Raw genomic sequence first — 24,098 nt, 5'->3', positions numbered from 1 at the left:
TTCAGTGTTTGATAAAACGGTCTTGAAAAGTTCCGTCAGCCAGTTCGGCTTTTAGCAGATATATTCCGGGAACGAGGCCGGTGATATTTATTTTATTCGGATTTATGGCGAAATGTTTTACTTCCGCACCGTTCATATCGAAAATACGGATGCCAGTGATTTTCATCGACGAAGAAATTCGTAAGCTGATTTCAGTGGTAGCCGGATTGGGGAAGATTTCTATGGTTTGGGTATTGGTTTCTACCGGAACACCAACAATCTCCTGTGTTTCAGAAATTAGCCAGAGATCAGGATCAATCACCATTTCTGCAACATGGAATTCGGTGTCGACGATAAATTGTTGTTGGTTGCTGGTGTGATTCAGTCTAACATCGAGCGAATCGGTGCGACCGGCATTGAATAAGCGCACAGGCACCGGCATTTCGAAAAAATCAACCGATTGATGCGTTGTAGTTTGACTCAGCGTTATCAAGGTTTTTCCTTCGTCACCCGGTTTAAAACTGGCCGAATAAACCGGATAACCTTCGCCATACAACCAGTCGTTAAAGAACTCAGCAAGGCTGGTATCGGCTACCTGCTCAAAATGGGTTATCGCATCTTCGGAGCGGGCAAAAGCATTGGCAACTGCCGGATCGTTGAAATAGTTTTTCAGACCCTGAAAAAAGGCATCATCACCAATTACCCAACGCAACATGTGCAGTAAATAGCCTCCTTTTGCATACGATAAGCGACTGCTAAAAATGCGCGCCACTGATGTGGTATCGGCAACATAAACTGAACCATCGGGCTGCTGTTTTACCTGGTCGGAATACACTTGTTTCCACACCGGCCACCAGTTGGTTTCAATATTTTCGTACGATAGTCCGGTTAAGTAGGTAGCAAATCCTTCGTTTAGCCATATATCCTGCCACGATCCCGGCGTTATGTAATCGCCAAACCACTGATGGGCCAGTTCATGGGCTATCAATCCGAAACCAAAATTCCCCATAAAACTCATGGTTTGATGCTCCATTCCGCCGCCCCAGCCAAACTGCGCGTGGCCATATTTTTCGGCCGCAAAAGGATAATCTCCAACAAGGTTTTGGTAAAATTGCATAATTTCGGCAGTTACCGGAGTTTTGCTTTTGGCATCTTCAAGATCCTCGGGATAAACGTAATTCAGGATTTCAATGGAGTCGCCATTTCCCGTTTCCAGGTAATCCGAATAGCGTTCATAATCAGTCACTGCAATCGCAACCAAATAGGTTGCAATCGGAAAACGGTGTTCCCAGTGCATGGTTCTGGTGGTATCGCTTAATTGCTCGGAAACCAATATGCCGTTACTTGCTGTTTTATACTTTTTTGGTGTGGTAACAATCACATCAATCGAGTCGATTTTATTGGCCAGCGACTGCTTGCAGGGCCACCATTCCAAAGCACCATACGGTTCCGAAAGAGTCCATAAAACCGGTGTAAATTCACTGCCGTGAAAACTGGTTTCAAAAGAACCAAAACCTGATGTTGGAGGAACTCCTTGATAAAAAACCGAAACAGAATCAAGCTGATCGGGCAAAAGAGATTCAGGCAGATCAACTTCAAGTTTATTATTCTGATGGGTGAATGTGGCGGTTTTATTTCTGATTATAACCGAATCGACAGTTAAGGAATCTGAAAGATCAAATTCAACTGTGTTCAGTAAGCCCGTTTGGCTCTTAAAGTGGGTGGTAACTTTCCCGGAAATGTAACGAACCGCCGGATCGACCTGCCATTCCATCCGCTGATAGATAAAGTCGGTAAGGCTGTAATTTTGGCTCTCGATAAAATTCGATTTCAGCACAAAATTCCGACTTTCTTCTAGTGCTATTTTGTCTGAGATGAACAGTTCATTCTCCTGCGCAATGGCATTGACGGAAATGTAAAGAAAGAGAAGGATGTGGACGAATCTTATCATTGCTTAAAGATACAATTCCGAATGAAGATTTAAAGCAAAAAAAAGCGAACCATAATGGTCCGCTTTCGATTTTATAAGGATATACTTTTTATTTTTCAAGCTCTTTCCAGGCCAGTGCGCTGGCTCCAACAATAGCTGCATCACCAGGCTTTAATTCCGATGGAAGAATCTTGATTTTATCTTTAAAGATAGGAAGCAAGTGTTTTTCCATGTGCTTTTTGGTTGGTTTGAAAATGTAATCACCGGCAGCAGTTGGTCCGCCAAACAGGAATACTGCTTCAGGGCTCAGGTGGTGAACGGTGTCAGCCAAACCTTGTCCTAACCATGCACCTGTTTTTTCAAATACCTCCAAAGCAATTTTGTCGCCTTTTTCAGCAGCGTCGTAAATCATTTTCGAGTCCAGCTCGTTAAACGATTTGTCGGCCAGAATACTGTCGGTTGCGTTGTACTGAACCATCAATTCAAAAGCAGTACGTTTCATTCCTGGAGCCGAGCAATAAGCCTCTAAGTGGCCCAGCGCTGTACATCCGCACAAACGTCCGCCAGGAATAAGTGTGGTGTGACCACATTCTCCGGCAAAACCATCATTTCCGTATACCAGGTCGCCATTTACAACAATACCGCTACCAACACCGGTACCAAGGGTGAACATTACAAAGTTTTTCATGTCTTTGGCACCACCGTAAATCATTTCGCCAATGGCTGCTGCATTTGCATCGTTTGTAAGTGCAAGTGCTTCCATTTCAGGGAAGTGTGCACGAAGTAATTCAACTAAACGAACCACTCCTTTAAACGATAAGTTTGGAGCATATTCAATTGTTCCGCTGTAGTAATTACCATTTGGAGCGCCAATTCCTATTCCAACTACTTCTAAATTCTCATTCAATAACTTTACTGATTTGATCAGTTCTTTAATGGCTGCTGCCAAATCTGAGATGTATTGGTCGATATCGCCATGCGATGGTGTAGAAATATTGTCTTTAACCATCACATGTCCTTCCGCGTCAACTACGCCAATGGCAGTATTTGTTCCGCCAATATCAACTCCAATTGCTACTTTTTTCATTTTTTATTAAGCTTATTAATTTAGATTTTATCTGCATTTTCTGTGTGTTAGCAAAATTAAAAATATTATGCAATTGGAAGGGAGCCGGACATCGGTTTATGGCTATTTATTTTGAATTCAATTAAGCTTTAACGTTTTTTAAGATGAATCTGAATTTCAGAACGCCAATCAACGATGAATTTTAATCTTACCTTTGTTTCTTGATAATTATGAAAACAATTGGTAAAGCAATTCTGAAGTTTTTGGGGTGGATACTTTTAATTCCGATTTATATTTACAAATACGGAATATCGCCACTTACTCCGGCATCGTGCCGGCACGTTCCCACATGTTCGGAGTATGCAGTAAAGGCCATAAAAATCCATGGTCCGTTCAAAGGATTTGTGCTTACTGTCAGGCGACTTTCAAAATGCCATCCGTGGGGAACGCATGGTTACGACCCCGTTCCGCCAAAAGAATAGCGGGTTAAAAAGCATTTAGCTGAGTTCAATTTATTTATTCCAAAACATAAAACTAAATTTGTGGAACATTGTTAAAATGAGACACTAAAAAATACATTGATGAAGAGAATAATCCTTTTATTGGTTGTGGCTACGTTGTTTGCATCGTGCGGGAACCAAAAGAAATCAGATAAGAGTGCCGCGGCCGACGTTGTTACTGTGAGTATTTTACCACAAAAAACGTTTGTCGAGAAAATTGCGGGCGATGATTTTGAAATAAACCTGCTTATTCCACCCGGATCGAGCCCGGCAGCCTATACACTTTTGCCCTCTCAATTGAAAGATATTTCGCGTTCGGCTGTTTGGTTTCGTATTGGTTACATTGGTTTCGAACATTCGTGGGCCGATAAAATTAAGCAGGCCAATACCAAAATGAAGGTGGTAAATATTTCGGAAGGACTGGATTTGATTGCCGACAAAATGGAGCAACACGGCGACCATGTGCATATTGATGGTGTTGATCCGCACGTGTGGCTGTCGCCGGTTATGGTAAAACAAATGGCAAAAGTAATTCTCGATGAACTTTCGGCATTAAAACCCGAAAAGGCAGGTGATTACAAGGCCAATTACATGCGTTTTGTGAAAGAATGTGATCAGCTCCATATCGATCTTAAAAATCAGTTAAAAGATTACGCCGGACGAAAATTTATCGTTTTTCACCCGAGCCTTTCGTACTATGCCCGCGAATATGGTTTAGAGCAGTACTCGCTTGAAACCGGCGGAAAAGAGCCAACGCCGCAACACTTGCGCGAAGTGGTTGACATTGCCAAGTCAGAAGGCATAAAAGTTATTTATATTCAAAGCGAATTCGACCGGGAACATGCCCGCGTTTTTGCCGATGAAATTGGAGGTAAAATCATGCAGGTGGCGCCGCTTAAACCTGAGTGGGAAGAAAACCTGAGAACTATGACTCAAATTCTGATCGATAATTTTTAATGGATCCGTTAATTAAAATAGAAAATCTGACGGTTGCTTACGATAAGGTGCCGGTGCTGGAAAATGTCGATCTCGAAATTCGGGAGAACGATTTTCTGGGAGTTATCGGGCCCAACGGAGGAGGTAAGACAACACTTCTAAAAGCTATTCTGGGATTAAAGAGACCGGAATCGGGGAAAATACATTTCTCGAAAGAAATGAGCGGCCGGAAAAAACCAATTGGCTACTTGCCACAGGTACGACATATTGACCGGAAATTCCCGATCACTGTTTTCGATGTGGTACTTTCGGGTGGTATTATGCAAAATCGCCAAAATGCCAAGAGCATTGCAAAAGATAAAGCGGAAGCATTGCTGGAAGAAATGGGTGTTGCCGGTATTCGGAACAAAGCCATTGGCGAATTGTCGGGCGGGCAAATGCAACGTGTGTTTTTATGCCGTGCTTTGTTAAGCGATCCTAAATTGCTCATCCTTGATGAGCCGGATACTTTTGTGGATAACCGTTTTGAAGGCGAACTTTACGAAAAGTTGGAGAAGTTAAACGAAGAGCTTGCCATACTTTTGGTGTCGCACGATGTGGGTACCATAACGAGCTGCGTAAAATCTATTGCCTGTGTAAATAAGTACCTGCATTATCACCCGAGTAACGTAATTTCGCAAGAGCAGCTGGCCAATTATAATTGCCCGATTCAAATCATCTCGCATGGCGAAATTCCGCATACCGTTTTAAAGCACCATCATCATTAATATGAACGCGATAATAGAATTATTTTCATACGATTTTTTTCAGAAAGCCTTTTTGGCTGCCGTGTTTGCCAGTATCTCGTGCGGAATTATTGGGGCTTACATCGTTTCGCGGCGTATTGTGTTTATTAGTGGCGGAATAACGCACGCTTCGTTTGGCGGAATCGGCTTGGCATTTTTCCTCGGCTTTAACCCCTTGCTGGGGGCCGTGCTTTTTGCTGTTTTATCGGCTTTGGGCATTCAGTTTTTTACCAAAGTAGCCGAAATCAGGGAAGATTCTTCCATTGCCATTTGGTGGTCGCTGGGAATGGCGCTGGGAATTATTTTTGTTTTCCTTACTCCCGGATATACACCAAACCTGATGAGCTACCTGTTCGGGAATATTCTTACGGTAACTACTTCCGAGCTTTGGTGGATGTTTATGCTGAACTCGGTAATTGTACTATTCTTTGCCGTATTTCTGCGTAAAATCCTTTACATCGCTTTCGACGAAGAGTTTGCACGCACAGCAGGTTTGCCGGTGGCTTTGTTTAATTACCTCATAATGGTGCTCATTGCACTAACCGTTGTGTTGAATATCAGGGTAGTGGGTATCATTCTTATTTTGTCGTTGCTGACCATACCGCAGGCAACAGCCAATTTATTCACCAACGATTTTAAACGCCTGCTGGTGTATTCGTCGTTGTTTGCTTTTGTGGGCACAATAGCCGGTTTGTTTATTTCCTACTTCCTGAATATTCCTTCGGGAGCCGCTATCATTTTTACGCTGGTTATTATTTTCGGAATACTTCGTTTGGTTAAAACGTTTGTGTAATGTTTGCACCCAAAAAGGAAAAAATATACACCTGTTCATACTGTAATTTTCAGTTCTCGAATCTCGATGTTCCGCGCACGTGCAGTAATTGTTTTGCCTGCACCGGATGCGAAATTTATATTTGCCCGCAGTGCGAACAGGAGGTGGTTATTAAGCCCGTCCGAAAAAGATCTGCAAGTGAGTAGCGTAGTGGATTTTGGAAACTATCCACAGAAAAAATATAAAACAACTGCCCGCTCTGAATCATCAGGCGGGCAGTTTTATTTTGTTGGGATCCAGTTAGTTAAACTGATTCTTTAAAATACTTTACCGTACCTACTTTTAGTTCCATTGTGGCATCTTCGTCGCAAACAATAATGCCATTCGGGTGCATTTGCAGCGCCGACAATGTCCACATGTGGTTAATTCCGTTTTCCACTACATTTTGCAGTGCGCGGGCTTTTTTGTAGCCGTTCACCAAAACCAATACTTCTTTCGAGTCGAGTACTGTTTGCACACCAACTGTTAAAGCCTGTTTTGGCACCTGGTTTAAATCGTTATCGAAAAAACGCGAGTTGGCCACAATCGTGTCGTAGTTCAAATCAACCAAACGCGTGCGTGACTGAATCGACGATCCCGGAATATTAAATGCCAGGTGACCATCGGCGCCCATTCCGCCCATAAACAATTCAATACCTCCGTACGATTCAATTTTGGCTTCGTAACGTTCGCATTCAGCATCTAAGTCCTTGGCATTTCCGTCAAGAATATTGATGTTTTCTTTTGGAATATCGATGTGATTAAAAAAGTTTTCGAACATAAAACTGTGGTAGCTTTCCGGATGATCTTCGGCAATGCCCACGTATTCGTCCATGTTAAAAGTAACCACGTTTTTAAACGTTACTTTTCCTTGTTTGTACAAGTCGATCAGTGCTTTGTAGGTTCCCAGCGGCGTTGATCCGGTTGGTAAACCCAGCACAAATGGTTTTTCTGCCGATGGATTAAAATCACAAATTCTCTCGGCAATATGGTTGGCAGCCCAAATGCTTAATCCATCGTAGTTATTATGAATTACTAGTTTCATTATATTCTGGTTTTTAAAGTATATTTTCCGTTGCTTTTCCCAGTTTCTGGGCTTCTTCAAGGAATTGCTCAACTGTTAATTCGCGGTGGTAAATTACTCCGTGAGTAGCGCGTAGCAGTGGCGATTCGTTTTGGTAGAAAAAGTTTTTACCCAACAGCAGTTGTATTTGTTTGTGCTGATCGAACCAAACACGTTGCGTAAGGTCGCTGAATTTACCATCCAGCTGGTAACTCGGGAACGATGCATTTACCTGCGTAATGTAGCATTCCGAGAATGATTTACCCAGTGTTGCCAGCGAGTTTAACGAAACCGGAACGATCACTTCAACATCCCACGGGTTGTATTTAAACCACACATTACGGTAACCAACAATTCGCAGCTTGCTCAGGTCTTCTTCTTTGCTCCAGTCTTCAACTGCTTTTGCAATTGCCATCAGCACTTTGTAGTGCGTGTCGGGGCCGCTTCCCTGCGGATCCATTGCCAAACTAATAACTGTTGGCTTGTATTTCCGGAAGTCCTCCAGAATAGGAAGAATGTCTTTGTCGTAGTTCGATTCGCCCGAGTAAAAGCCCAAACGCAGGTGGTGAACGTTTTTCACCATAATGCCGTAGTGCGCCCAAACCAGTTCCTCTTCAAACTCACGGATCATTCCTTTCAGCTTCTGAATTTTTGGAGGATTTTTTCCGCCATCGTAAGTATTTCTCAGACTGGAGAGTACCTCGAAAATCGTTTCACGAAGTTCTTCTTCGTTTTTAATTCCCCAGATTAAAACCAGCGCACGTACTACACGGTGGCAAACTCCACGGCGTTTTTCTTCTTCATCCTGCGCTGCAATGTTGTCGAGGTAGTGGTAAATGTCTTTGTCCCACTTGTATTTGTGCCCGTCTTTAAAAAAGTCGGGGAAATTGATCATTTCAATTTTACCCTGGTTGATCAGGTCTTTAGTGTCAACCAGCACATTGTACAAAAAGGTATTTGTTACCGCTGTAAATCCCGAAGTTGCTACCGAAAAATGGAGCTCATTGCTTGCATCGCGCGACTGGCGGTTGGTTGATGGCATAATGCCAAGCATAATATCGTCGTGGTGCGGGCCGGTGTGATAATACACCTGGTTCACCTCTTTTTGCATTCCTTTTTGCAGTTTCTCCAAAATAGAATCGATAACCGACTGAACCGTGTTTTCATTCAGACCAGGAATCATACTACAGTATTTGTCGGCTTTCAGGTCTTCCAAATCCAATTTCGAGCCAAACTTGTTTATCTTTTTGCAGAGCTCAATAACTGCGCGTTCAGTTTTCTGGTGGTTCCACGGTGTACCGGTGTAGAAATACTCGATACTATCTTCCAACGTCACCGCTGCACCATCGGTAAGGTAAAAACGGGCATTTTTTAATTTTTGCAGAGCTGTTGCCGGATACGTTACTGAAGGTTCTTTTTCCAACGACGCTTTGATGGTGTCGGCAATGGCTTCACCGGCGGCGTAAACAATTGCTTTGTTATCCGGATTAAAAGTAAGTGTACCCAAACCGATGGTAATAACCAGGCGGTTTTTCGATACTTCAATTCCACCCAAATCGGCAGCCGTTATGGCTTGCGTTTCAAAGTTTGTTTCGGTTAAACGTGTTGATGAAAAATGATCAGATCCGCGTGTATTGAATGCGATCAATCCATCGGGGCCAATACCACTTAAAAAGAAGCCGATTCCACCTTTTTGGCGAATCTTATTTTCGTAAGCTGTACACCAGTTATCGATATTAAAAATCGATTCTTGTTGCAATTGCTCCTGATGTGTTTTTGCTTCGCGGTAACGTAAAGACAGATCGATCTTATAATCCGGGAAGATCTCGGAATAATGTTTGCCTTCTGCCAGTTTAATGTCTTCGGAATTAATGAGCAGGGCATTTTCTTTTTTAAAGCCTAAACCTTCAATGTATTGTTTTTGTGCGTAGTTGTAAAGGCTGTTGTGTTGCTCCGGGTTAATGGGGAAAAACTCGCCCATTTGTACAAAGGAGAGCTCGCTCAGATCAGGCTTTTTTACATCGGCTAAACCATATTTCTCCAAAAAGTCTTTTCCTTTCTTGTTATTCCAGTTATCAAGCAAAAGATGGGTGAAATCCAGAAAATACTGCGCCGTTTTCCCGGTTGGTAAACAGGCTACACCCTTAGGGTTTTTACTTGCCCACTCTAAAAAGCTTAATGCCGAAAGCAGCCCCAGCTTTGGGAAACTTTCAGTGGTGATATACGGAATTCTGGTCGAAATTTTCTTTGACTTTGTTTCTTCGAAAAATGCTTCTTCAACCTTTGTAAAATTGACTGTCATATTTTATTTTTTTGATATTCTTTCCAGCGCATAAGCTGCTGCTCCCATCGTTCCGGCTTTGGTTCCCAGTTCCGAAAACTGAATTTGGGTTTCGTTGCTTATGTCGCGGTTACTAAATGTATGAATGGCCTGTTGTATAGGTGCCAGAATAAACTGACTTGCCACGGCAACTTGTCCACCAATAATGATCAACTCAGGATTAAAAATCTGAATCAGATAAGCCATTCCTCGTCCCAGCCATTTTCCTACTTCCGAGAAGAGCGAAATGGCAAACTGGTCGCCGGAGTTGGCAGCCTGAATAACTGTTGAGATATCTATTTTGTTTAAATCGTCTTTTACAAGTTCTTTTATCAGCGACGAATGGCCTTGCTCAATTCCTTCGCGGGCCTGGCGTGCAATGGCGTTGGCCGAAACAATGGTTTCCAAACAGCCCTGCTTTCCGCACACACAAAGTACTCCGTTATCGGCCAGTGGCAGGTGGCCAAATTCGCCCGAGTAACCCGATTTTCCGGTGTACAATTTTCCATTAATAATTATACCCAGTCCCAATCCCCAGTCGGCTTGCAGCATCAACACGTTCTTCTTGCCTTTTGCCAGTCCAAAATACTGTTCGGCAAAGGTGCGTAATTTGGCATCGTGACTAATAAAAACCGGTATTCCGAATATATTCTGCAGTTTCGAAAACAGGTCTTTTTCTTCCGGGAAATACGTTTGGTTAATGCCTTCTTTTTGGTTGATCAAACCCGGTAATTCAAGTCCGGCCACCAGAATTTTTTCACGGTTGATATTGCTGTCTTGAATAACCTTTTCCAGTTCGGCATTTACCTGGTTAAAAATGTTAATGTCCGACGACATTTTTATGGGGAAATAATGCGGGCCGCTAACCTCCTGGTTACAGCTGTTGAAAATGGAAATAATTGTACGGGCCACATTTATAGTTATTCCAACTACATAAAAACCGTTTTCAACAAGCCCGTAAATATTGGGGCGCCGGCCACCACTCGAGTCGCCACGTCCTAATTCGGTTACCAGTTGGTCTTCAATAAGCTCGAGTAATAAGCTGTTTATTTTTGGTGTACTTAATTTTATTTGGCGGGCAAGGTCGGAATTTGAAAGTGGCCCGTTGAAATAGATTGAACGAAGAATCTGTTTTTTCTGGGCAATCTTTTTTTGTTCAACTGCCTGACTTTGATTTCCTGTGGTTTTAAATAGTTTTTCCATAACTGTTGGTGCAAAAATCAGAATATTTTAAATATGAAACAAGCTTCTTTTTAAAAAAATTAAAAAGAATGTGTTAATTCTCCTAAATTTAACCATTCATTTACAATTCATAAAAAATTAATATGATAATATTTTAATGTTAATTACTTTCGATGATATTTATAATCGGATACATTTACATAAAATCTTCCGGCATGATGAAAAAATTTGGGTTTATAATTGTATTGCTAGTTGTTAGCAGCGGGGTACTTTTTGCGCAGGCACGACGAATAATTAACATTCCGAATATTAGTGGTTACCAAACACTAAAGTGCGATTTGCACATGCACACCGTATTTTCTGATGGTACTGTATGGCCAACTGTTCGTATTGAAGAAGCCTGGAATGAGGGGCTGGATGCCATTTCAATTACCGATCACATCGAATATCGGCCGCATTCGATTGATGTGGTGGCCGATCACAACCGTTCGTACGATTTGGCAAAACCATTGGCCGATCAATCAGAAATTTTGCTGATTAAAGGAGCAGAAATTACGCGCAGTATGCCGCCGGGACACTTAAATGCATTGTTTATAAAAAATGCCAATTTACTGGAACTGGATGATGCGCAGGATGCTGTAAAAGAGGCACGCGATCAAGGTGCATTTCTTATGTGGAATCATCCGTGCTGGGATGCACAGCAACCCGACTCGGTTTTGTGGTGGGACGAACATTCCTACTTTTTCGAAAATGATATGTTGCACGGAATTGAAGTTTATAACTGGGAGTTTTGCCCGGAAGCCCTGGTATGGGCGAACGAAAAGAAACTAACCATGTTGGGAAATTCCGATGTGCACGGGCCAATGGATGTTAACGACGGACACCGGCCGCTTACCCTTGTTTTTGCAAAAAGCCGTACTATTGGTGGAATTAAAGAAGCTTTGTTCGATGGACGAACTGCTGTTTATTTTGACAATACCATTGTCGGCCGTTCTGAATACCTGGAGCCGCTTTTTTTCGGGTCGTTAAAATACGATACCAAGCCGATAAAACTTAGAAACAAAGAATCGAGAGTGGTAAAAATCTCCAATAATTCGGATCTAGATTACGAACTGGAGCTGGTTCAGCCCGGTGTGGGTTTCGATGCTCCGGAAACGATTAAATTGAAAGCGCATCATGTTTCGGCACTGAGTTTAAGCGGCAATTCGGATGAGGTGGCAAATGCCAACAACCTGGATGTTTATTACCGGGTAAATAATATGCTTACCGGAGTTGATGATCCGCTTGTGGTAACATTCACTTTCCGAAACAATTAGCCAAATGCTTTGTTACGATGCTTTAGTTTTTCTATTTGAATATAATGTCAGCAAGAGCAAAAAAAGAAGCACCATTAGTAAAGCAGGTAATAACCAATAATGAAGAGATATCGCCCGGAGTGCATGTGATATCTTTTAAACGGAATTCGGATTTTTTGCCCGGGCAAGTGGTAAAAATCGGCGTCGACACCGATCACGCACCGCGTATTTACAGCATTTGCAGCGGCAACCAGGAGGATGAGATCCGAATCCTGTTCAACATTAAAGACGATGGTTTTTTAACCCCCAAAATGGCAGCCATGATTCCGGGAGATATTTTGTATGTATCGGAACCCTACGGTAGTTTTCTGGGAACCAGCGAGCCGGCCTGGTGGATTGCCACCGGAACCGGAATTGCTCCTTTTTATGCCATGTACCGCTCGGGAATTTCTGAGAATAAAACACTTATACACGGAGTTCGGCATTTAAACCAGTTTTATTTCGAGGATGAACTGGAGTGGTCGATGGGAAAAAATTATGTTCGTTGCTGCTCGCAGGAACAATCGTGTGACGTTTTTCCCGGAAGGGTTACCGATTATCTGGAGAACCTGACGGAATTGCCCGATGTAAAATATTACCTCTGCGGAAAGGCGTTAATGGTTGTGGAAGTGCGCGATATGCTAATTGAAAGAGGTGTGGATTATGCCAATATAATTGCCGAAATTTATTTTTAATACCCCTTTTGAATCCGATTGTAATAATTTGTACTTTAGTGGTATTAATTGTTAGCACTTAATTTTATAAAACATAATCAAAATGAAACGTACCTTTTTATTAGCCGCCTTAATGCTTTTTGCATTAATCAGCACACAAGCACAATCACTCGACAATGTATTGGATAGTTACTACAAAGCCAATGGCCTGGACAAAATGGCCGATGTAAAAACATTCAATGTTAAAGCAAAAGTAAATGTAATGGGAATGGAAATGCCCATGGAAATAAAAGTAAAAAAACCCAACAAGTTCCGTGTTGATATGGAAATGATGGGACAAAAAACTACCAGCGCTTACGATGGCGAACATGGATGGATGATTAACCCGATGATGGGAGCGGGTGCTCAGGATCTGGAAGGCGACCAGTTAAAACAAGCAATGAGCCAGGCCGATATGGAAGGTGCCCTGTACAACTACAAAGCAAAAGGGAGTAGCATTGAAATGCTGGGCAAAGTTGATGTTGATGGCGCTGAAGCATACAAACTGAAACTTACCGATAAGGATGGAGTTGTTCAAACCTATTATATCAATGCCAGCGATTATTTGGTTTCGAAAGTGGAATCGAGAGCAGAAGCAATGGGTCAAACCATGGATATTGTAACCAGAATGGTAGAATATAAAGATTTGAATGGTATTAAAATGGCCAACAAAATTGAGATTGAAATGCCAATGGGTAAACAGTCGGTGGTAATGGAAGAAATAAAATTAGATGAGCCAATTGACGATGCTCTATTCGAAAAACCTGCAAATTAAGATTTTCCACATATAAAATATTGAAGGGCGGTTTTCCGCCCTTTTTTTTGTCTAATAATTCCCACTGGCTTTGCCATGGGGTTCCGCTTTTTCTCCCTCATTGAGGGGAGATGACATTCTTCAGCTGACGGATGACAGAGGGGTGAAATAAAGAAAATTTGGTTGCAGTGATTTAGCTGAAATGATGTTGGCGTGATGCCACCTGGCTCTGCTACAGGGAAAGTCAACTTCAAGAACTTTCTTTATTACACAATTTTTAAGATTAGAAACATAATTTAAGAATCGGCTTCAACTCTTTTGGTTTGTTAACTATTGGGGCAAACAGGTTTAACTTCTTTTAGCTGTATTGGGACAATAATTCAATCATCTTTGCTCAAAATCTTAAATTATAAACTATGAAAATAAAGTTTCTCTTAACTGCTGTGGTAATTCTTTGTGTTGCCACGCTTACAAACGCACAAAATCCTCTGAAAATCGGTCATGTAAATATCCAGGAGCTGGTGCAAAAACACCCAATGCTTGATAGTCTTCAAACGGTTATAGAAAAAGAATCAAAAGACATGCAGGAGATTTACGAAGAAATGATTGCAGAGCATGAGGCTGCCATAGAAAAGTTTGAAGCCGAAAGCGCTACCTATTCTGATTTTGTAAAACAAACGCGGCAAAACGAAATTTTGGAGCAGTCGCAAAAAATACAGACCTACAACCAAACCGCACAGCAACAGTTGCAAAACCGCAACATGGAGCTTATTCAGCCTATTTACAAACAAATTAACCAGGAAATCAGCAACATTGCCGGTGCGCAAAACTTTACCTATGTACTTGATGTTAGTGCCGGAAACGTGGCTTATATCTCGCCCGAAAGCGAGGATTTAACACCTTTGGTTTTGAAGGCGATAAAAGGAGAGTAAAGTATCAGATTTTTGCCCAAAAATACTTTTGGAAAGTATGTGTGAAGGATGAAGTACTGCAAATGTTAAAAACCACAATTGCTTAGTTATTTAAAGTGCTCTTTGTTAACTTGCTAAAGCAAAATTAAAGATATGAAGACAACAGTTATTTTGATGTTTGTTTGTTGTTTGAGTTTTACTTCATTAAGTCAAAATGAGTACGCCATAAAACCACTTCCGCGTATTGAATTTGATGATTTTCAGAAACAGCAGCAACCTGATTATTTAACAATTTCACCCCAATTAAAATTGGAAAACCAGATCCCTCAATCTCTGGTTTTGGCTGATAACAAAGAAAATACAGTCGACAATCCATTTTTAAAATCAAAAACAGACCTATTTATGGCTTTGGGTGATAATATGCCGGTTGTAAAACCTTCGGGAAATTACTGGAATATGCCGGTTGCAGTGCCTGATTCCAGCAAGGTATATTTTATACAAGAAAAACGTATTGAAGGTGATCCCCGAAAATATTGATGCCCTCACTCTTAGTGAGAGCATCATCATGTTTCATTATTTTTCTCAGCGTGCTTTGCGAAACCTTCGCGTCTTTGCGTGAACTTCGTTTTAGATGGAATTCTCCTTAATAAAATCAATAAGTTCTTGCTGGTAAGCAAATGCCATTCCTACAACCGTGTCGGCAGCACCGTAATAAACAGCTATTTTCTCACCGTCGCTAAGTGCGGCACAAGGGAACACAACATTCGGAACATCGCCGGCCAGTTCGTATGGCGCTGCAGGAGCTAGTAAATATGGCTGCGTGCGATACAATACTTTCGATGGATCTTCCAGATCGAGAATTGCAGCACCCATTGAGTAGCGGAAACCGTTGCAGGTGTTAATTACACCGTGGTAGAATTCCAGCCAGCCTTCTTCAGTTTTAATCGGAACCGATCCGGCGCCAATTTTTGTACACTGCCAGGCACTCAGCTCAAACGGAGTAACCTTCATTACACAGCGGTGTTCGCCCCAGTATTTCATGTCGGGGCTATAGCTAATGTAAATGTCGCCAAACGGGGTGTGTCCGTTATCGCTTGGGCGACTTAACATGGCATATTTTCCGTTAATTTTTTCCGGGAACAATACACCATTCCGGTTAAATGGCAAAAAGGCGTTTTCGCACTGGTGAAAGGTTTTGAAATCAAAGGTATAGGCAATGCCAATTGTTGGTCCGTGGTAGCCATTACACCAGGTAACCCAATAGCGGTCTTCAATCCAGGTAACACGCGGATCGTACTTGTAATCTGATTCGATCATATCCGTATTTCCGGCAACCATTTCAATGGGTTCATGATTGATGTCCCAATTGATTCCGTCCTTACTGAAGCCGGCAAAAATATTCATCTGAACAGCTTTGTTATCGCAGCGAAAAACGCCGGCAAAACCATCTTCAAAAGGAACAACAGCACTGTTGAAAATACTGTTTGATGTTGGAATTGCATAGCGGCCAATTACCGGATTTTGCGAGTAGCGCCACATTACATCGGTGCTACCTTGCGGGCGCTCTTCAAAAGGTATGTTAACTTTTTTAGTCATTTTTATCTGTTTCTATTGTTTCTTCATCAACATTGTCGGGGTGTCCGAAGGGAACGAACCGTGTAGCAATAAATATGGGGATTGTGGCCACCAGCACCCAGGCAAAAAACAATTTGTAGCCCAGCCAGTCGCTGAAATAACCACTCAGCATCGACGGCACCATAAACCCAAGATTCATAATTCCGGTGGCAAAAGCGTAATGTGCCATTTTGTATTTTCCGGGGGCTACCTGTTGCATCATAAACAACATCAGGCCTACAAAACCAAAACCATAGCCAAAATACTCAAAAACCACTGCAGCACCTACCAGGTAAAGGCTGGATGGCTGATAATGGGCCAGCAAGGCATAAACCAAAAACGGAATATTAAAAGTGCTGACCAGAATAAGCAGAGCTCGTTTTAACCCGCGGCGTGCAATAAAATAACCGGCTAATAACGATCCGGCAACAAATGCTCCTGTTCCGAAAGTTCCGTAAACAACGCCAATTTCGGTGGTTGATAATCCCAATCCGCCATCGGCAACCGCAGCTTTAAAAAACAGCGGTGCAATTTTTATGGCAAACCCTTCGGCAAAACGGTACAGCACTATAAAAGCAATGTACCAGTAAATATGTTTTTTCTGAAAAAATGTTCTTAGCACATCCAAAAGTGTGTCAAATCCTTCTTTCAGACTTTGTACTTCTGATGTTGATGCTTCTCCGCCCGGTAGCATACGCGAGTGATAAAGACCTACCAAAGCCATTACGCCACCAATTCCAAGCATCACGGCTACCCAGGCATTTACTACGCCCATTTGTTTCTCAAGAATTCCGGCGATGGTAACAAACCCTCCATAGGCCAAAAATTTACCCACATTGTACGACGCTCCCTGCCAGCCAATGTATCTGGCCTGATCTTTTGATGAAAGTACACTGAGGTAAACTCCATCTGTTGCAATATCGTTGGTGGCACCACTAAAACCAATAACACCAAGCAGTGCAATGGTGTAGGCAAAAAAGTTGGGTAACGGAAGGGCAAAAGCAATCAGAGCAAAAGTTATTGCGGTAATAAACTGGCTGGTAACAACAAAAAACTTCTTCGATTTAAACATTTCCAAAACCGGGCTCCATAGTGGTTTTAAGGTCCACGGAAGCATAATCAGCGAGGTCCAGAAGGCGATCTTGGAATCCGAGATCCCCATATTTTTATACATGATAGCCGTTGACTGTGCCAGCACCATAAAAGGTAAACCCATTGCAAAATAGGCTGTTGGAACCCACATTGCCGGACTGGCAACTTTGTTTGTTGCTTTTATCATTGATGGTTTTAGTCGTTAAAGATTAAAGCCGGAAAAATAGTGTTTTTATTTTTTGCAAACTTGTTAAACACAGTTTAAAAGTTCGCGCGAACAATTCTAATTCAAGTATTGATGGGCAGCTTTGGCGCGACTTATAATAAAAAAGGCCTCCGTCAACTGACAGAAGCCTAAAAACTGAAAAATTGTATTAAGTAGAATTATTTATAAAAAGGTAGTACGATATAAGTGTATATAATGCACCCCATACAAATGCCTGCAGCAAACTCAAGTGATGCAAAAAATACCAGCATGCCGGCTACAACAATGGCTGCCGTGTTTAGCTGCGCGAAGAACAAACCGACAATTATTAGCGACATTACAAAACCCAATCGGGCAGCAAAAATCTTTGGTGCCTTTGCTATTGGTTTCTCTTTTAAATTCAATGCATTCGACAAACAATAACTAACATAGCTAATCGGGCTAAGCTTTACATTGGTAAAAGCGCGCATAAAAAAGTCGGCCATCAGTACAATCAAAAAGATTGACGAATCCATAACAAAAGCTGTTATTAGCAGTAAAATACCAATCAATGCGTTTATTCGGGTAATTTTTTCATCCACCACATCTTTCGATATGGGGCAAACCAATTGTCTCATAGCTGTCGTGTTAATAATTGATGCAAATAAAATACAAATGACTCTTTTAATTACAAAAAGGATGATTTACGCTTTAATTCCTTACAAATAATTAACAAAGTCTGTCATTCGTCATCATATAAAAGTTCAGTGTGGCTATATTTAGCTTTTCAAAAACATGCTTGTTATACCAATTGTATTTCAAAGTGAGCTTTGGTGAAACTTTGAGATTACAATGGTTAATGCCGATAGAAAATTAAAGAGCTTTTGGGAGTTTGCGAGTCAAAAGCTCAGTTTAATTTCTCATCGGTATCACCCCTGTTTTTTGGGGATATAGATCATAAAAAACTGTAACAAAAGCAGTCCGGGGCCAATTTTTGTATTGCCATTGACCGACTGCGTAAAAATTTTTTGAACGAATGAAGATTAGAAAAAACCTGAGTTTAAGTGTTGCCTGTTTGGTGCTTATGCAGTTGTGTGCTCTTAATAGTCGTGCACAACAAAACGAGCCGGCAAAACCTGTTTTTAAGGATGGGGAGGCACAAATTGTAAAAGCGTTTGAAGATCCGGCCTATTGGATTCGCGAAGATCTGTGGGTGGAAACCGAATTTGACTCGGATGGCGATGGCCTTTTAGACCGCATGCATGTTGATGTTACACGTCCGCGGCAAACCGAAAGCGAAGGATTAAAACTTCCGGTAGTTTATAACTCGAGCCCGTATTTCGCAGGAACGGCCGGTAATAATCCCGAATTTTTCTGGGATGTTCATCACGAGCTTGGCGAGCAACCCAAACAACATGTACACCCACCCGAAGTTCAGCGCCGCGGCGAAAGACCAATCATTTCAAAAGGGCATGTAGATACATGGGTACCTCGTGGTTATATTGTTGTGCATTCATCATCGCCCGGAACAGGACTGTCGGATGGTTCGCCAACTGTTGGCGGCGACAACGAATCGCTGGCGCCAAAAGCGGTAATCGACTGGCTTTGCGGACGCGCCAAAGGTTACAAAACCCGTCGTGGAAACGAAGAAGTTGAGGCTTACTGGAGTACCGGGAAAGTGGGGATGACCGGAACTTCGTATAACGGAACTTTGCCGCTGGCAGCTGCCACTACAGGTGTTGAAGGACTGGAAGCGATTATTCCGGTAGCTCCCAACACTTCGTATTATCATTATTACCGGTCCAATGGTTTGGTTCGCTCTCCGGGAGGTTATTTGGGCGAGGATGTGGATGTGCTTTTTGATTTTATTCACAGCGGCGATTTGGAAAAACGAGCCTACGCACGTGAGCATGTTCGTGATACGGAAATGAAAAACGGACAAGACCGCGTTACCGGTGATTACAATGATTTTTGGGCCGGCCGCGATTACCTGAACGACATGGAGCCAATGAAGGCGGCACTTTTAATGTCGCACGGATTTAACGATTGGAATGTAATGCCCGAGCACAGCTACCGTATTTACGAAGCTGCAAAAGCAAAGGGAATTCCTGCCCAAATTTACTATCACCAGAACGGACATGGCGGACCGCCACCAATTAGCATGATGAACCGTTGGTTTACCCGCTATTTGTTTGGGATAGAAAATGGTGTGGAAAGCGATGCAAAAGCCTGGATCGTTCGCGAGGATGACGAGCGTGAGAAGCCAACACCGTATAAAGACTATCCAAACCCGGATGCGAGTCCGGTGAAATTTTACCTTACCGGCGGTGCTCCCAAAAAAGGAGGTTTAGTTACCGAACAACCATCGAAGCAAGCAGCTGAAGCCCTTGTTGATAATTACTCGTTTTCGGCAGAGGCGCTGGCACAAGCCGAAATTACTGAGCACCGATTAATATTTGTAAGTCCGGAATTGAAAGAAGACCTTCATATATCAGGAGAAGCAAAAATTACCATCAAGGCAGCCAGTAGCAAACCGGCAGTGAATCTTTCGGTTTACCTGGTTTCGTTACCCTGGAATAATTCACAATGGCGCAAACCAAAAATTACCGATAATCTTATAACACGCGGCTGGGCCGATCTTCAGAATTATAAATCATTACGCGAAAGTGAACCGCTAAAACCGGGTAGGTTTTACGAAATGACTTTCGAACTGCAACCCGATGACCAGGTGATTAAAGCCGGACAACAAATCGGGCTCATGATCTTTTCGAGCGACCGCGATTTTACACTTCGGCCAACACCCGGAACAGAATTAACGGTTGATTTGAACGGAACAAGGATTGAAATTCCGGTTGTTGGTGGAACAGAAGCTTACGACAAAGCCATTCAATAAAACGAGTTTCAAAATATTAGTTGAATGAAACAGCGATTATTAATAGCAGTAGTGTTGCTTGTTTTTGTATTGAATGTAGCTGCACAAAAAACAAATTTTACACGCCAGGATTCGTTGCGTGGCAGCATAACGCCCGAACGGGTTTGGTGGGATCTTACTTATTATCATCTGGATGTGAAGGTCGATCCTACTGACAGTACAATTTCGGGTAGCAACTTGATTCAATACAAGGTTTTAGAATCAAATCAGGTGATGCAGATTGATCTTCAGCCACCAATGAAGATCTCGCGAATTACTCAAAATGGCAAGGCTCTTGACTATAATCAAGATGGAAATGCATGGTTTGTTGAATTGGAGAAAACGCAAAATCCGAATGAGGTTAACGAGCTGCTGGTTGTATATTCAGGGAAACCAAAGATAAGTAGAAGACCTCCGTGGGATGGCGGCATAAGTTGGAGAAAAGATGAAAATGGCAACGATTTTATTGTAAATACCAACCAGGGCGATGGTGGCAGTTTGTGGTGGCCATGCAAAGACCATCCTTACGATGAGCCCGACAGTATGCTGATAAGTGTAACTTTTCCCGATCATTTAATGGATGTATCGAACGGCCGTTTACGCGGTGTGGAGCAAAACGCCGACGGCACAAAAACGGCTCACTGGTTTGTAAACAACCCGATAAACAACTACGGTGTAAACATTAACATTGGAAATTATGCCCATTGGCACGAAGTTTTTAAAGGCGAAAAGGGCGATTTGGATTGCGATTACTGGGTGTTGAAACAAAACCTGGAAAAGGCAAAAGAGCATTTTAAACAGGCGCCAATGATGCTGGAAGCCTTTGAGCACTGGTTTGGGCCGTATCCGTTTTATGAAGATGGTTATAAGTTGGTGGAAGTGCCTTATCCGGGTATGGAGCACCAAAGTTCGGTGACATACGGAAATGGTTATCGCAATGGCTTTGGCAACCGCGATATCAGTTATTCGGGCTGGGGTTTTAAATTCGATTTTATTATTATTCATGAGTCGGGACACGAGTGGTTTGCCAACAACATTACCAACTGGGATGAGGCCGATATGTGGATACACGAAAGTTTTACCAATTACTCAGAAAATCTGTTTGTGGAGTATCACTGGGGCAAAAAAGCAGGTTCCGAGTATATTCGGGGAAGCCGTATAGGAATTCTAAACGATCGACCCATTATTGGGGTTTACGGCGTAAATTATCCTGGATCGGGCGATATGTACCCCAAAGGAGCCAATATGTTGCATACGCTGCGACAAGTTGTGAACGACGATGAAAAATGGCGCAGTATACTACGCGGTTTAAATGAAGAGTTCTATCATCAAACGGTAAAAGCTGAGCAAATTGAAGGCTATTTAATGCAGCACACCGGGTTGGAATTGCAAGGCTTTTTTAACCAGTATTTGCGCGATACCCGAATCCCAACTTTTGAATACGCGATGATTGATGGTGAGCTGCAGTACAGGTGGACAAATTGCGTCGACAATTTTAAATTGCCACTGAAGGTATACATTAACGGAGAGCCTCATTGGTTAAATCCTTCCAGTCGCTGGAAATTTTTCGACTCTGATGAGAAAGTAAAAAAAGTAGAAATAGATAAAGATTTTTATGTAGCCGGTTTTCAGGTGGTAGATTTATAACAGCAAAAGAGCCTTACATTGATCTTTACAGACAAGTAAGGCTCTTTTTATATTCGAATTGGTTAGGAGACTGGAACTGATATTGTTCCGTCCATAAAAACTTCAAGTAATTCTCCCGATTCATTAAAAACAGCAATTCGTTGTTTTTCAATCCACATCGCGCATAGTGGTCCGCAATAATCCATCCAGTATAAATCAAGTGTTACCACATAAACTGATTCAAAACTTTGAGGATCTAACGTTTCTCCCCTTGAATTTTTATCCGGAGAAGTGTATGCATCGTGAAAGCTAACATTGGCGGAATAGGTAAACTCGGCTGTAATAAAGAAAACATCCTCTTTGTTAGCGTTGAAATCGTCAATTAATGTCGTGTAATAATCAATGGCTTCTGTGGTTATGCAATAAGGAATCAACACACCATCAAAATGATTGTAATACCAATAATCTGTCTCCGGCACTTCCATTCCCGACCATTCAGTGGCAGCAATAAGATCTTCACGCGGAGGATAGTACGATTCGGCTTTTGTTATAAGTTCGGCTTCAAAAGTGTTATCCGAATTTCGTTCAATTAACTTGGTATAACTGCGTTCCGGCATTTCCAGATCATTATCCGAACCGTTATTACACGAAACAAAAGCCACCATTAACAAACATAACAGGAAAAAGTAGTTAGCTCTCATTCTCTTTGTTTAGTAATCAGATGGGCAATGCTAACCAAAGGTTGCGTGGTTTATTAATTTTATTGTTGCAACACCTGTTTCATACAAAAAGTACCGAAGTATGGTGCAAAGTATTTTCCGTGGTAATCATTGTGAAAGCAATGCGAACATTTGTCATAGTGTGAATTTGAGAATTTATTACATTCACATGCTCATAAAAAAATTGCTTAAATGTTTCAGAAAGAGATTTACATCGAACGAAGAAAAGTTCTAAAGGAGAAAGTTGGGGAAGGATTGATTTTGTTGTTTGGAAACGACGAATCATCGATGAATTATGCTGATAATACCTATCATTTCAGGCAAGACAGCACCTTTTTGTATTATTTTGGAATTCAGCATCCGGGTTTGGCTGCGGTAATCGATATCGATAACGACAAGGAGATTATTTTCGGAAATGATTACACCATCGATGATATTGTGTGGATGGGGCCACAGCCTTCCATTGCTGATCGTGCCGTCCAATGTGGCGTGTCAACAGTTTTCCCCATGAAAGAACTGGCATCGGTGGTGGAGAGAAGCAAGAAGATTCATTTCCTGCCGCTATACCGCCCCGAGAATAAAATAAAGTTGCTCGAGCTGATTGATGTGGCGCCAAAAGATGTAGCCAACACGTACTCGTTGGAGTTGGTAAAAGCCGTTGTTAGCCAGCGTGAGATAAAATCACAAGAAGAGATCGAACAGCTGCATCAGGCGGTTAACGTATCGGTTGATATGCACATTGCAGCCATGAAGTTTGCTCGTCCGGGAATGACGGAAGCACAGGTAGCTGCCGAAATCCATAAAGTTGCACTGGCAGCCGGTGGAAACATTGCGTTCCCGATAATTGCCACTAAAAACGGGCAAACCTTGCACAATCATTTTCATGGTAACACCATAAAAGAAGGCGACTTGTTTTTGGTTGATGCCGGTTACGAAAACGAATTGTGCTATTCGGGCGATTTGTCAAGTACTTTTCCGGTGAGCAAAAAATTTACACCCGAGCAAAAAGATATCTACGAAATTTCACTGGCCGGACACGAAGCTGCCATCAGCGCACTTGAGTTGAACAAACCCTATAAAAAAGCGCATATTGCAGCCGCTACAACCATTTTCGACGGGCTAAAAGCAATGGGCTTTACAAAAGGAAATGCCATGGATGCATTTGAGGCGGGTGCACACGCTTTGTTTTTCCCCTGCGGAACCGGGCACATGATGGGTATGGATGTGCACGATATGGAAGATCTTGGTGAAGTTTGGGTGGGTTATGATGGCCAGCCAAAAAGTACACAGTTTGGGTTGAAATCGCTTCGTTTGGCAAAACCGCTGAGAGCCGGACATGTGTTTACCATCGAACCCGGAATTTACTTTATTCCGGAGCTAATCGATCTGTGGCGCGGGCAGGACAAATTCAACGATTTTATCAACTGGGAAAAGGTTGACAGCTATCGTAACTTTGGCGGAATACGCAACGAAGAGGACTTTGTAATGACCGAAAGCGGTGTACAGCTACTCGGCAAACCAAAGCCAAAAACGCTTGAAGAGGTAGAAACACTTCGATGATAAAATACTGATGCTTATGGGTTTCATGTTAAGTATGGAACGTATTGTATTGAAACCTGTAAGCATCAGCGATCTTAAATCAATAAAAACTTTACTTTTGCCTCAAAT

The 24,098-nt window shown here is 42.2% G+C and carries 21 protein-coding genes; 12 read left to right on the top strand and 9 right to left on the bottom strand.

The genetic code is table 11. From position 1 onward, the window contains the following. Position 1 precedes the first annotated feature (1 nt). Both LH29_RS00325 and LH29_RS00320 read right to left on the bottom strand, forming a co-directional pair. Positions 2–1,930 carry a M1 family aminopeptidase gene (locus LH29_RS00325; protein ID WP_045025588.1) on the bottom strand — a complete coding sequence of 643 codons (1,929 nt, stop codon included), beginning with the start codon at positions 1,928–1,930 and terminating at the stop codon, positions 2–4. 88 nt (positions 1,931–2,018) lie between these two features. Next, the gene (locus LH29_RS00320) at positions 2,019–2,996 is read right to left on the bottom strand and encodes an ROK family protein (protein WP_045025585.1); all 978 of its coding nucleotides are present in this window, start codon (positions 2,994–2,996) and stop codon (positions 2,019–2,021) included. 209 nt (positions 2,997–3,205) lie between these two features. Between LH29_RS00320 and yidD the strand changes: the two genes are divergently transcribed. The 4 genes from yidD (at position 3,206) to LH29_RS00300 (ending at position 5,989) form a co-directional block, all read left to right on the top strand. Continuing rightward, positions 3,206–3,457: a membrane protein insertion efficiency factor YidD gene (yidD, locus tag LH29_RS00315; protein WP_157493510.1), complete on the top strand. Its 252-nt coding sequence runs from the start codon at positions 3,206–3,208 to the stop codon at positions 3,455–3,457. A gap of 99 nt (positions 3,458–3,556) precedes the next feature. Beyond that, on the top strand, positions 3,557–4,432 hold the full coding sequence (locus tag LH29_RS00310) for a metal ABC transporter solute-binding protein, Zn/Mn family (RefSeq protein WP_052670468.1): 876 nt from the start codon (positions 3,557–3,559) through the stop codon (positions 4,430–4,432). After that, positions 4,432–5,178, top strand: coding sequence for a metal ABC transporter ATP-binding protein (locus LH29_RS00305; protein WP_045025583.1), 747 nt, complete (start codon positions 4,432–4,434; stop codon positions 5,176–5,178). Before LH29_RS00310 ends, LH29_RS00305 begins: the two co-directional genes overlap by 1 nt. Before the next feature lies 1 nt (position 5,179). Further along, the gene (locus LH29_RS00300) at positions 5,180–5,989 is read left to right on the top strand and encodes a metal ABC transporter permease (protein ID WP_198152313.1); all 810 of its coding nucleotides are present in this window, start codon (positions 5,180–5,182) and stop codon (positions 5,987–5,989) included. A 283-nt stretch (positions 5,990–6,272) separates the two neighbouring features. On the opposite strand, the gene nagB is transcribed toward LH29_RS00300, so the two are convergent. From nagB to LH29_RS00280, 3 genes are read right to left on the bottom strand one after another with little or no spacing between them, the layout of a single operon-like run. Further along, on the bottom strand, positions 6,273–7,052 hold the full coding sequence (nagB, locus tag LH29_RS00290; RefSeq protein WP_045025578.1) for a glucosamine-6-phosphate deaminase: 780 nt from the start codon (positions 7,050–7,052) through the stop codon (positions 6,273–6,275). A gap of 13 nt (positions 7,053–7,065) precedes the next feature. Further along, the gene (locus LH29_RS00285) at positions 7,066–9,372 is read right to left on the bottom strand and encodes a glucosamine-6-phosphate isomerase (protein ID WP_045025575.1); all 2,307 of its coding nucleotides are present in this window, start codon (positions 9,370–9,372) and stop codon (positions 7,066–7,068) included. A 3-nt stretch (positions 9,373–9,375) separates the two neighbouring features. Continuing rightward, the gene (locus LH29_RS00280; protein ID WP_045025573.1) at positions 9,376–10,593 is read right to left on the bottom strand and encodes an ROK family transcriptional regulator; all 1,218 of its coding nucleotides are present in this window, start codon (positions 10,591–10,593) and stop codon (positions 9,376–9,378) included. 194 nt (positions 10,594–10,787) lie between these two features. On the opposite strand from LH29_RS00280, the gene LH29_RS00275 reads away from it, so the two are divergent. The 5 genes from LH29_RS00275 to LH29_RS00255 all read left to right on the top strand — a co-directional run bounded on the left by LH29_RS00275 (position 10,788) and on the right by LH29_RS00255 (position 14,821). Continuing rightward, positions 10,788–11,888, top strand: coding sequence for an Sb-PDE family phosphodiesterase (locus tag LH29_RS00275; protein ID WP_198152312.1), 1,101 nt, complete (start codon positions 10,788–10,790; stop codon positions 11,886–11,888). Positions 11,889–11,932: 44 nt separating this feature from the next. Continuing rightward, positions 11,933–12,601 (top strand): ferredoxin--NADP reductase, encoded by a 669-nt coding sequence (locus LH29_RS00270; protein ID WP_045025570.1) that lies wholly within the window; start codon positions 11,933–11,935, stop codon positions 12,599–12,601. 82 nt (positions 12,602–12,683) lie between these two features. Further along, positions 12,684–13,394, top strand: a complete 711-nt coding sequence (locus LH29_RS00265; protein ID WP_045025568.1) for a LolA-like protein — start codon at positions 12,684–12,686, stop codon at positions 13,392–13,394. A gap of 395 nt (positions 13,395–13,789) precedes the next feature. After that, a complete protein-coding gene (locus LH29_RS00260; RefSeq protein WP_045025566.1) occupies positions 13,790–14,305 on the top strand; it encodes an OmpH family outer membrane protein in 516 nt (171 codons plus the stop codon). 132 nt (positions 14,306–14,437) lie between these two features. After that, the gene (locus tag LH29_RS00255; protein ID WP_045025563.1) at positions 14,438–14,821 is read left to right on the top strand and encodes a hypothetical protein; all 384 of its coding nucleotides are present in this window, start codon (positions 14,438–14,440) and stop codon (positions 14,819–14,821) included. Positions 14,822–14,911: 90 nt separating this feature from the next. On the opposite strand, the gene LH29_RS00250 is transcribed toward LH29_RS00255, so the two are convergent. The 3 genes from LH29_RS00250 to LH29_RS00240 all read right to left on the bottom strand — a co-directional run bounded on the left by LH29_RS00250 (position 14,912) and on the right by LH29_RS00240 (position 17,812). Beyond that, a complete protein-coding gene (locus tag LH29_RS00250) occupies positions 14,912–15,880 on the bottom strand; it encodes a glycoside hydrolase family 130 protein (protein ID WP_045025560.1) in 969 nt (322 codons plus the stop codon). Continuing rightward, a complete protein-coding gene (locus tag LH29_RS00245; RefSeq protein WP_045025558.1) occupies positions 15,873–17,177 on the bottom strand; it encodes an MFS transporter in 1,305 nt (434 codons plus the stop codon). Before LH29_RS00245 ends, LH29_RS00250 begins: the two co-directional genes overlap by 8 nt. Positions 17,178–17,374: 197 nt before the next feature. Then, the gene (locus LH29_RS00240) at positions 17,375–17,812 is read right to left on the bottom strand and encodes a DUF4395 domain-containing protein (protein WP_045025555.1); all 438 of its coding nucleotides are present in this window, start codon (positions 17,810–17,812) and stop codon (positions 17,375–17,377) included. A gap of 398 nt (positions 17,813–18,210) precedes the next feature. Here LH29_RS00240 and LH29_RS00235 point away from each other — a divergent pair, with 398 nt between their 5' ends. Both LH29_RS00235 and LH29_RS00230 read left to right on the top strand, forming a co-directional pair. Continuing rightward, positions 18,211–20,067, top strand: a complete 1,857-nt coding sequence (locus tag LH29_RS00235) for a Xaa-Pro dipeptidyl-peptidase (RefSeq protein ID WP_082063355.1) — start codon at positions 18,211–18,213, stop codon at positions 20,065–20,067. A gap of 24 nt (positions 20,068–20,091) precedes the next feature. After that, positions 20,092–21,732: a M1 family metallopeptidase gene (locus tag LH29_RS00230; RefSeq protein ID WP_045025553.1), complete on the top strand. Its 1,641-nt coding sequence runs from the start codon at positions 20,092–20,094 to the stop codon at positions 21,730–21,732. A 62-nt stretch (positions 21,733–21,794) separates the two neighbouring features. Here the strand turns inward: LH29_RS00230 and LH29_RS00225 are convergent, their stop codons facing one another. After that, the gene (locus LH29_RS00225) at positions 21,795–22,412 is read right to left on the bottom strand and encodes a hypothetical protein (RefSeq protein WP_157493509.1); all 618 of its coding nucleotides are present in this window, start codon (positions 22,410–22,412) and stop codon (positions 21,795–21,797) included. A 210-nt stretch (positions 22,413–22,622) separates the two neighbouring features. Here LH29_RS00225 and LH29_RS00220 point away from each other — a divergent pair, with 210 nt between their 5' ends. Further along, positions 22,623–23,990, top strand: coding sequence for an aminopeptidase P family protein (locus tag LH29_RS00220; protein WP_045025548.1), 1,368 nt, complete (start codon positions 22,623–22,625; stop codon positions 23,988–23,990). Positions 23,991–24,098: the final 108 nt, after the last annotated feature.

Origin of the sequence: Draconibacterium sediminis, assembly GCF_000949475.1 — a bacterium.
Taxonomy (GTDB): Bacteria; Bacteroidota; Bacteroidia; order Bacteroidales; family Prolixibacteraceae; genus Draconibacterium; species Draconibacterium sediminis.
This window is presented reverse-complemented; position numbering and strand designations above follow the sequence as displayed.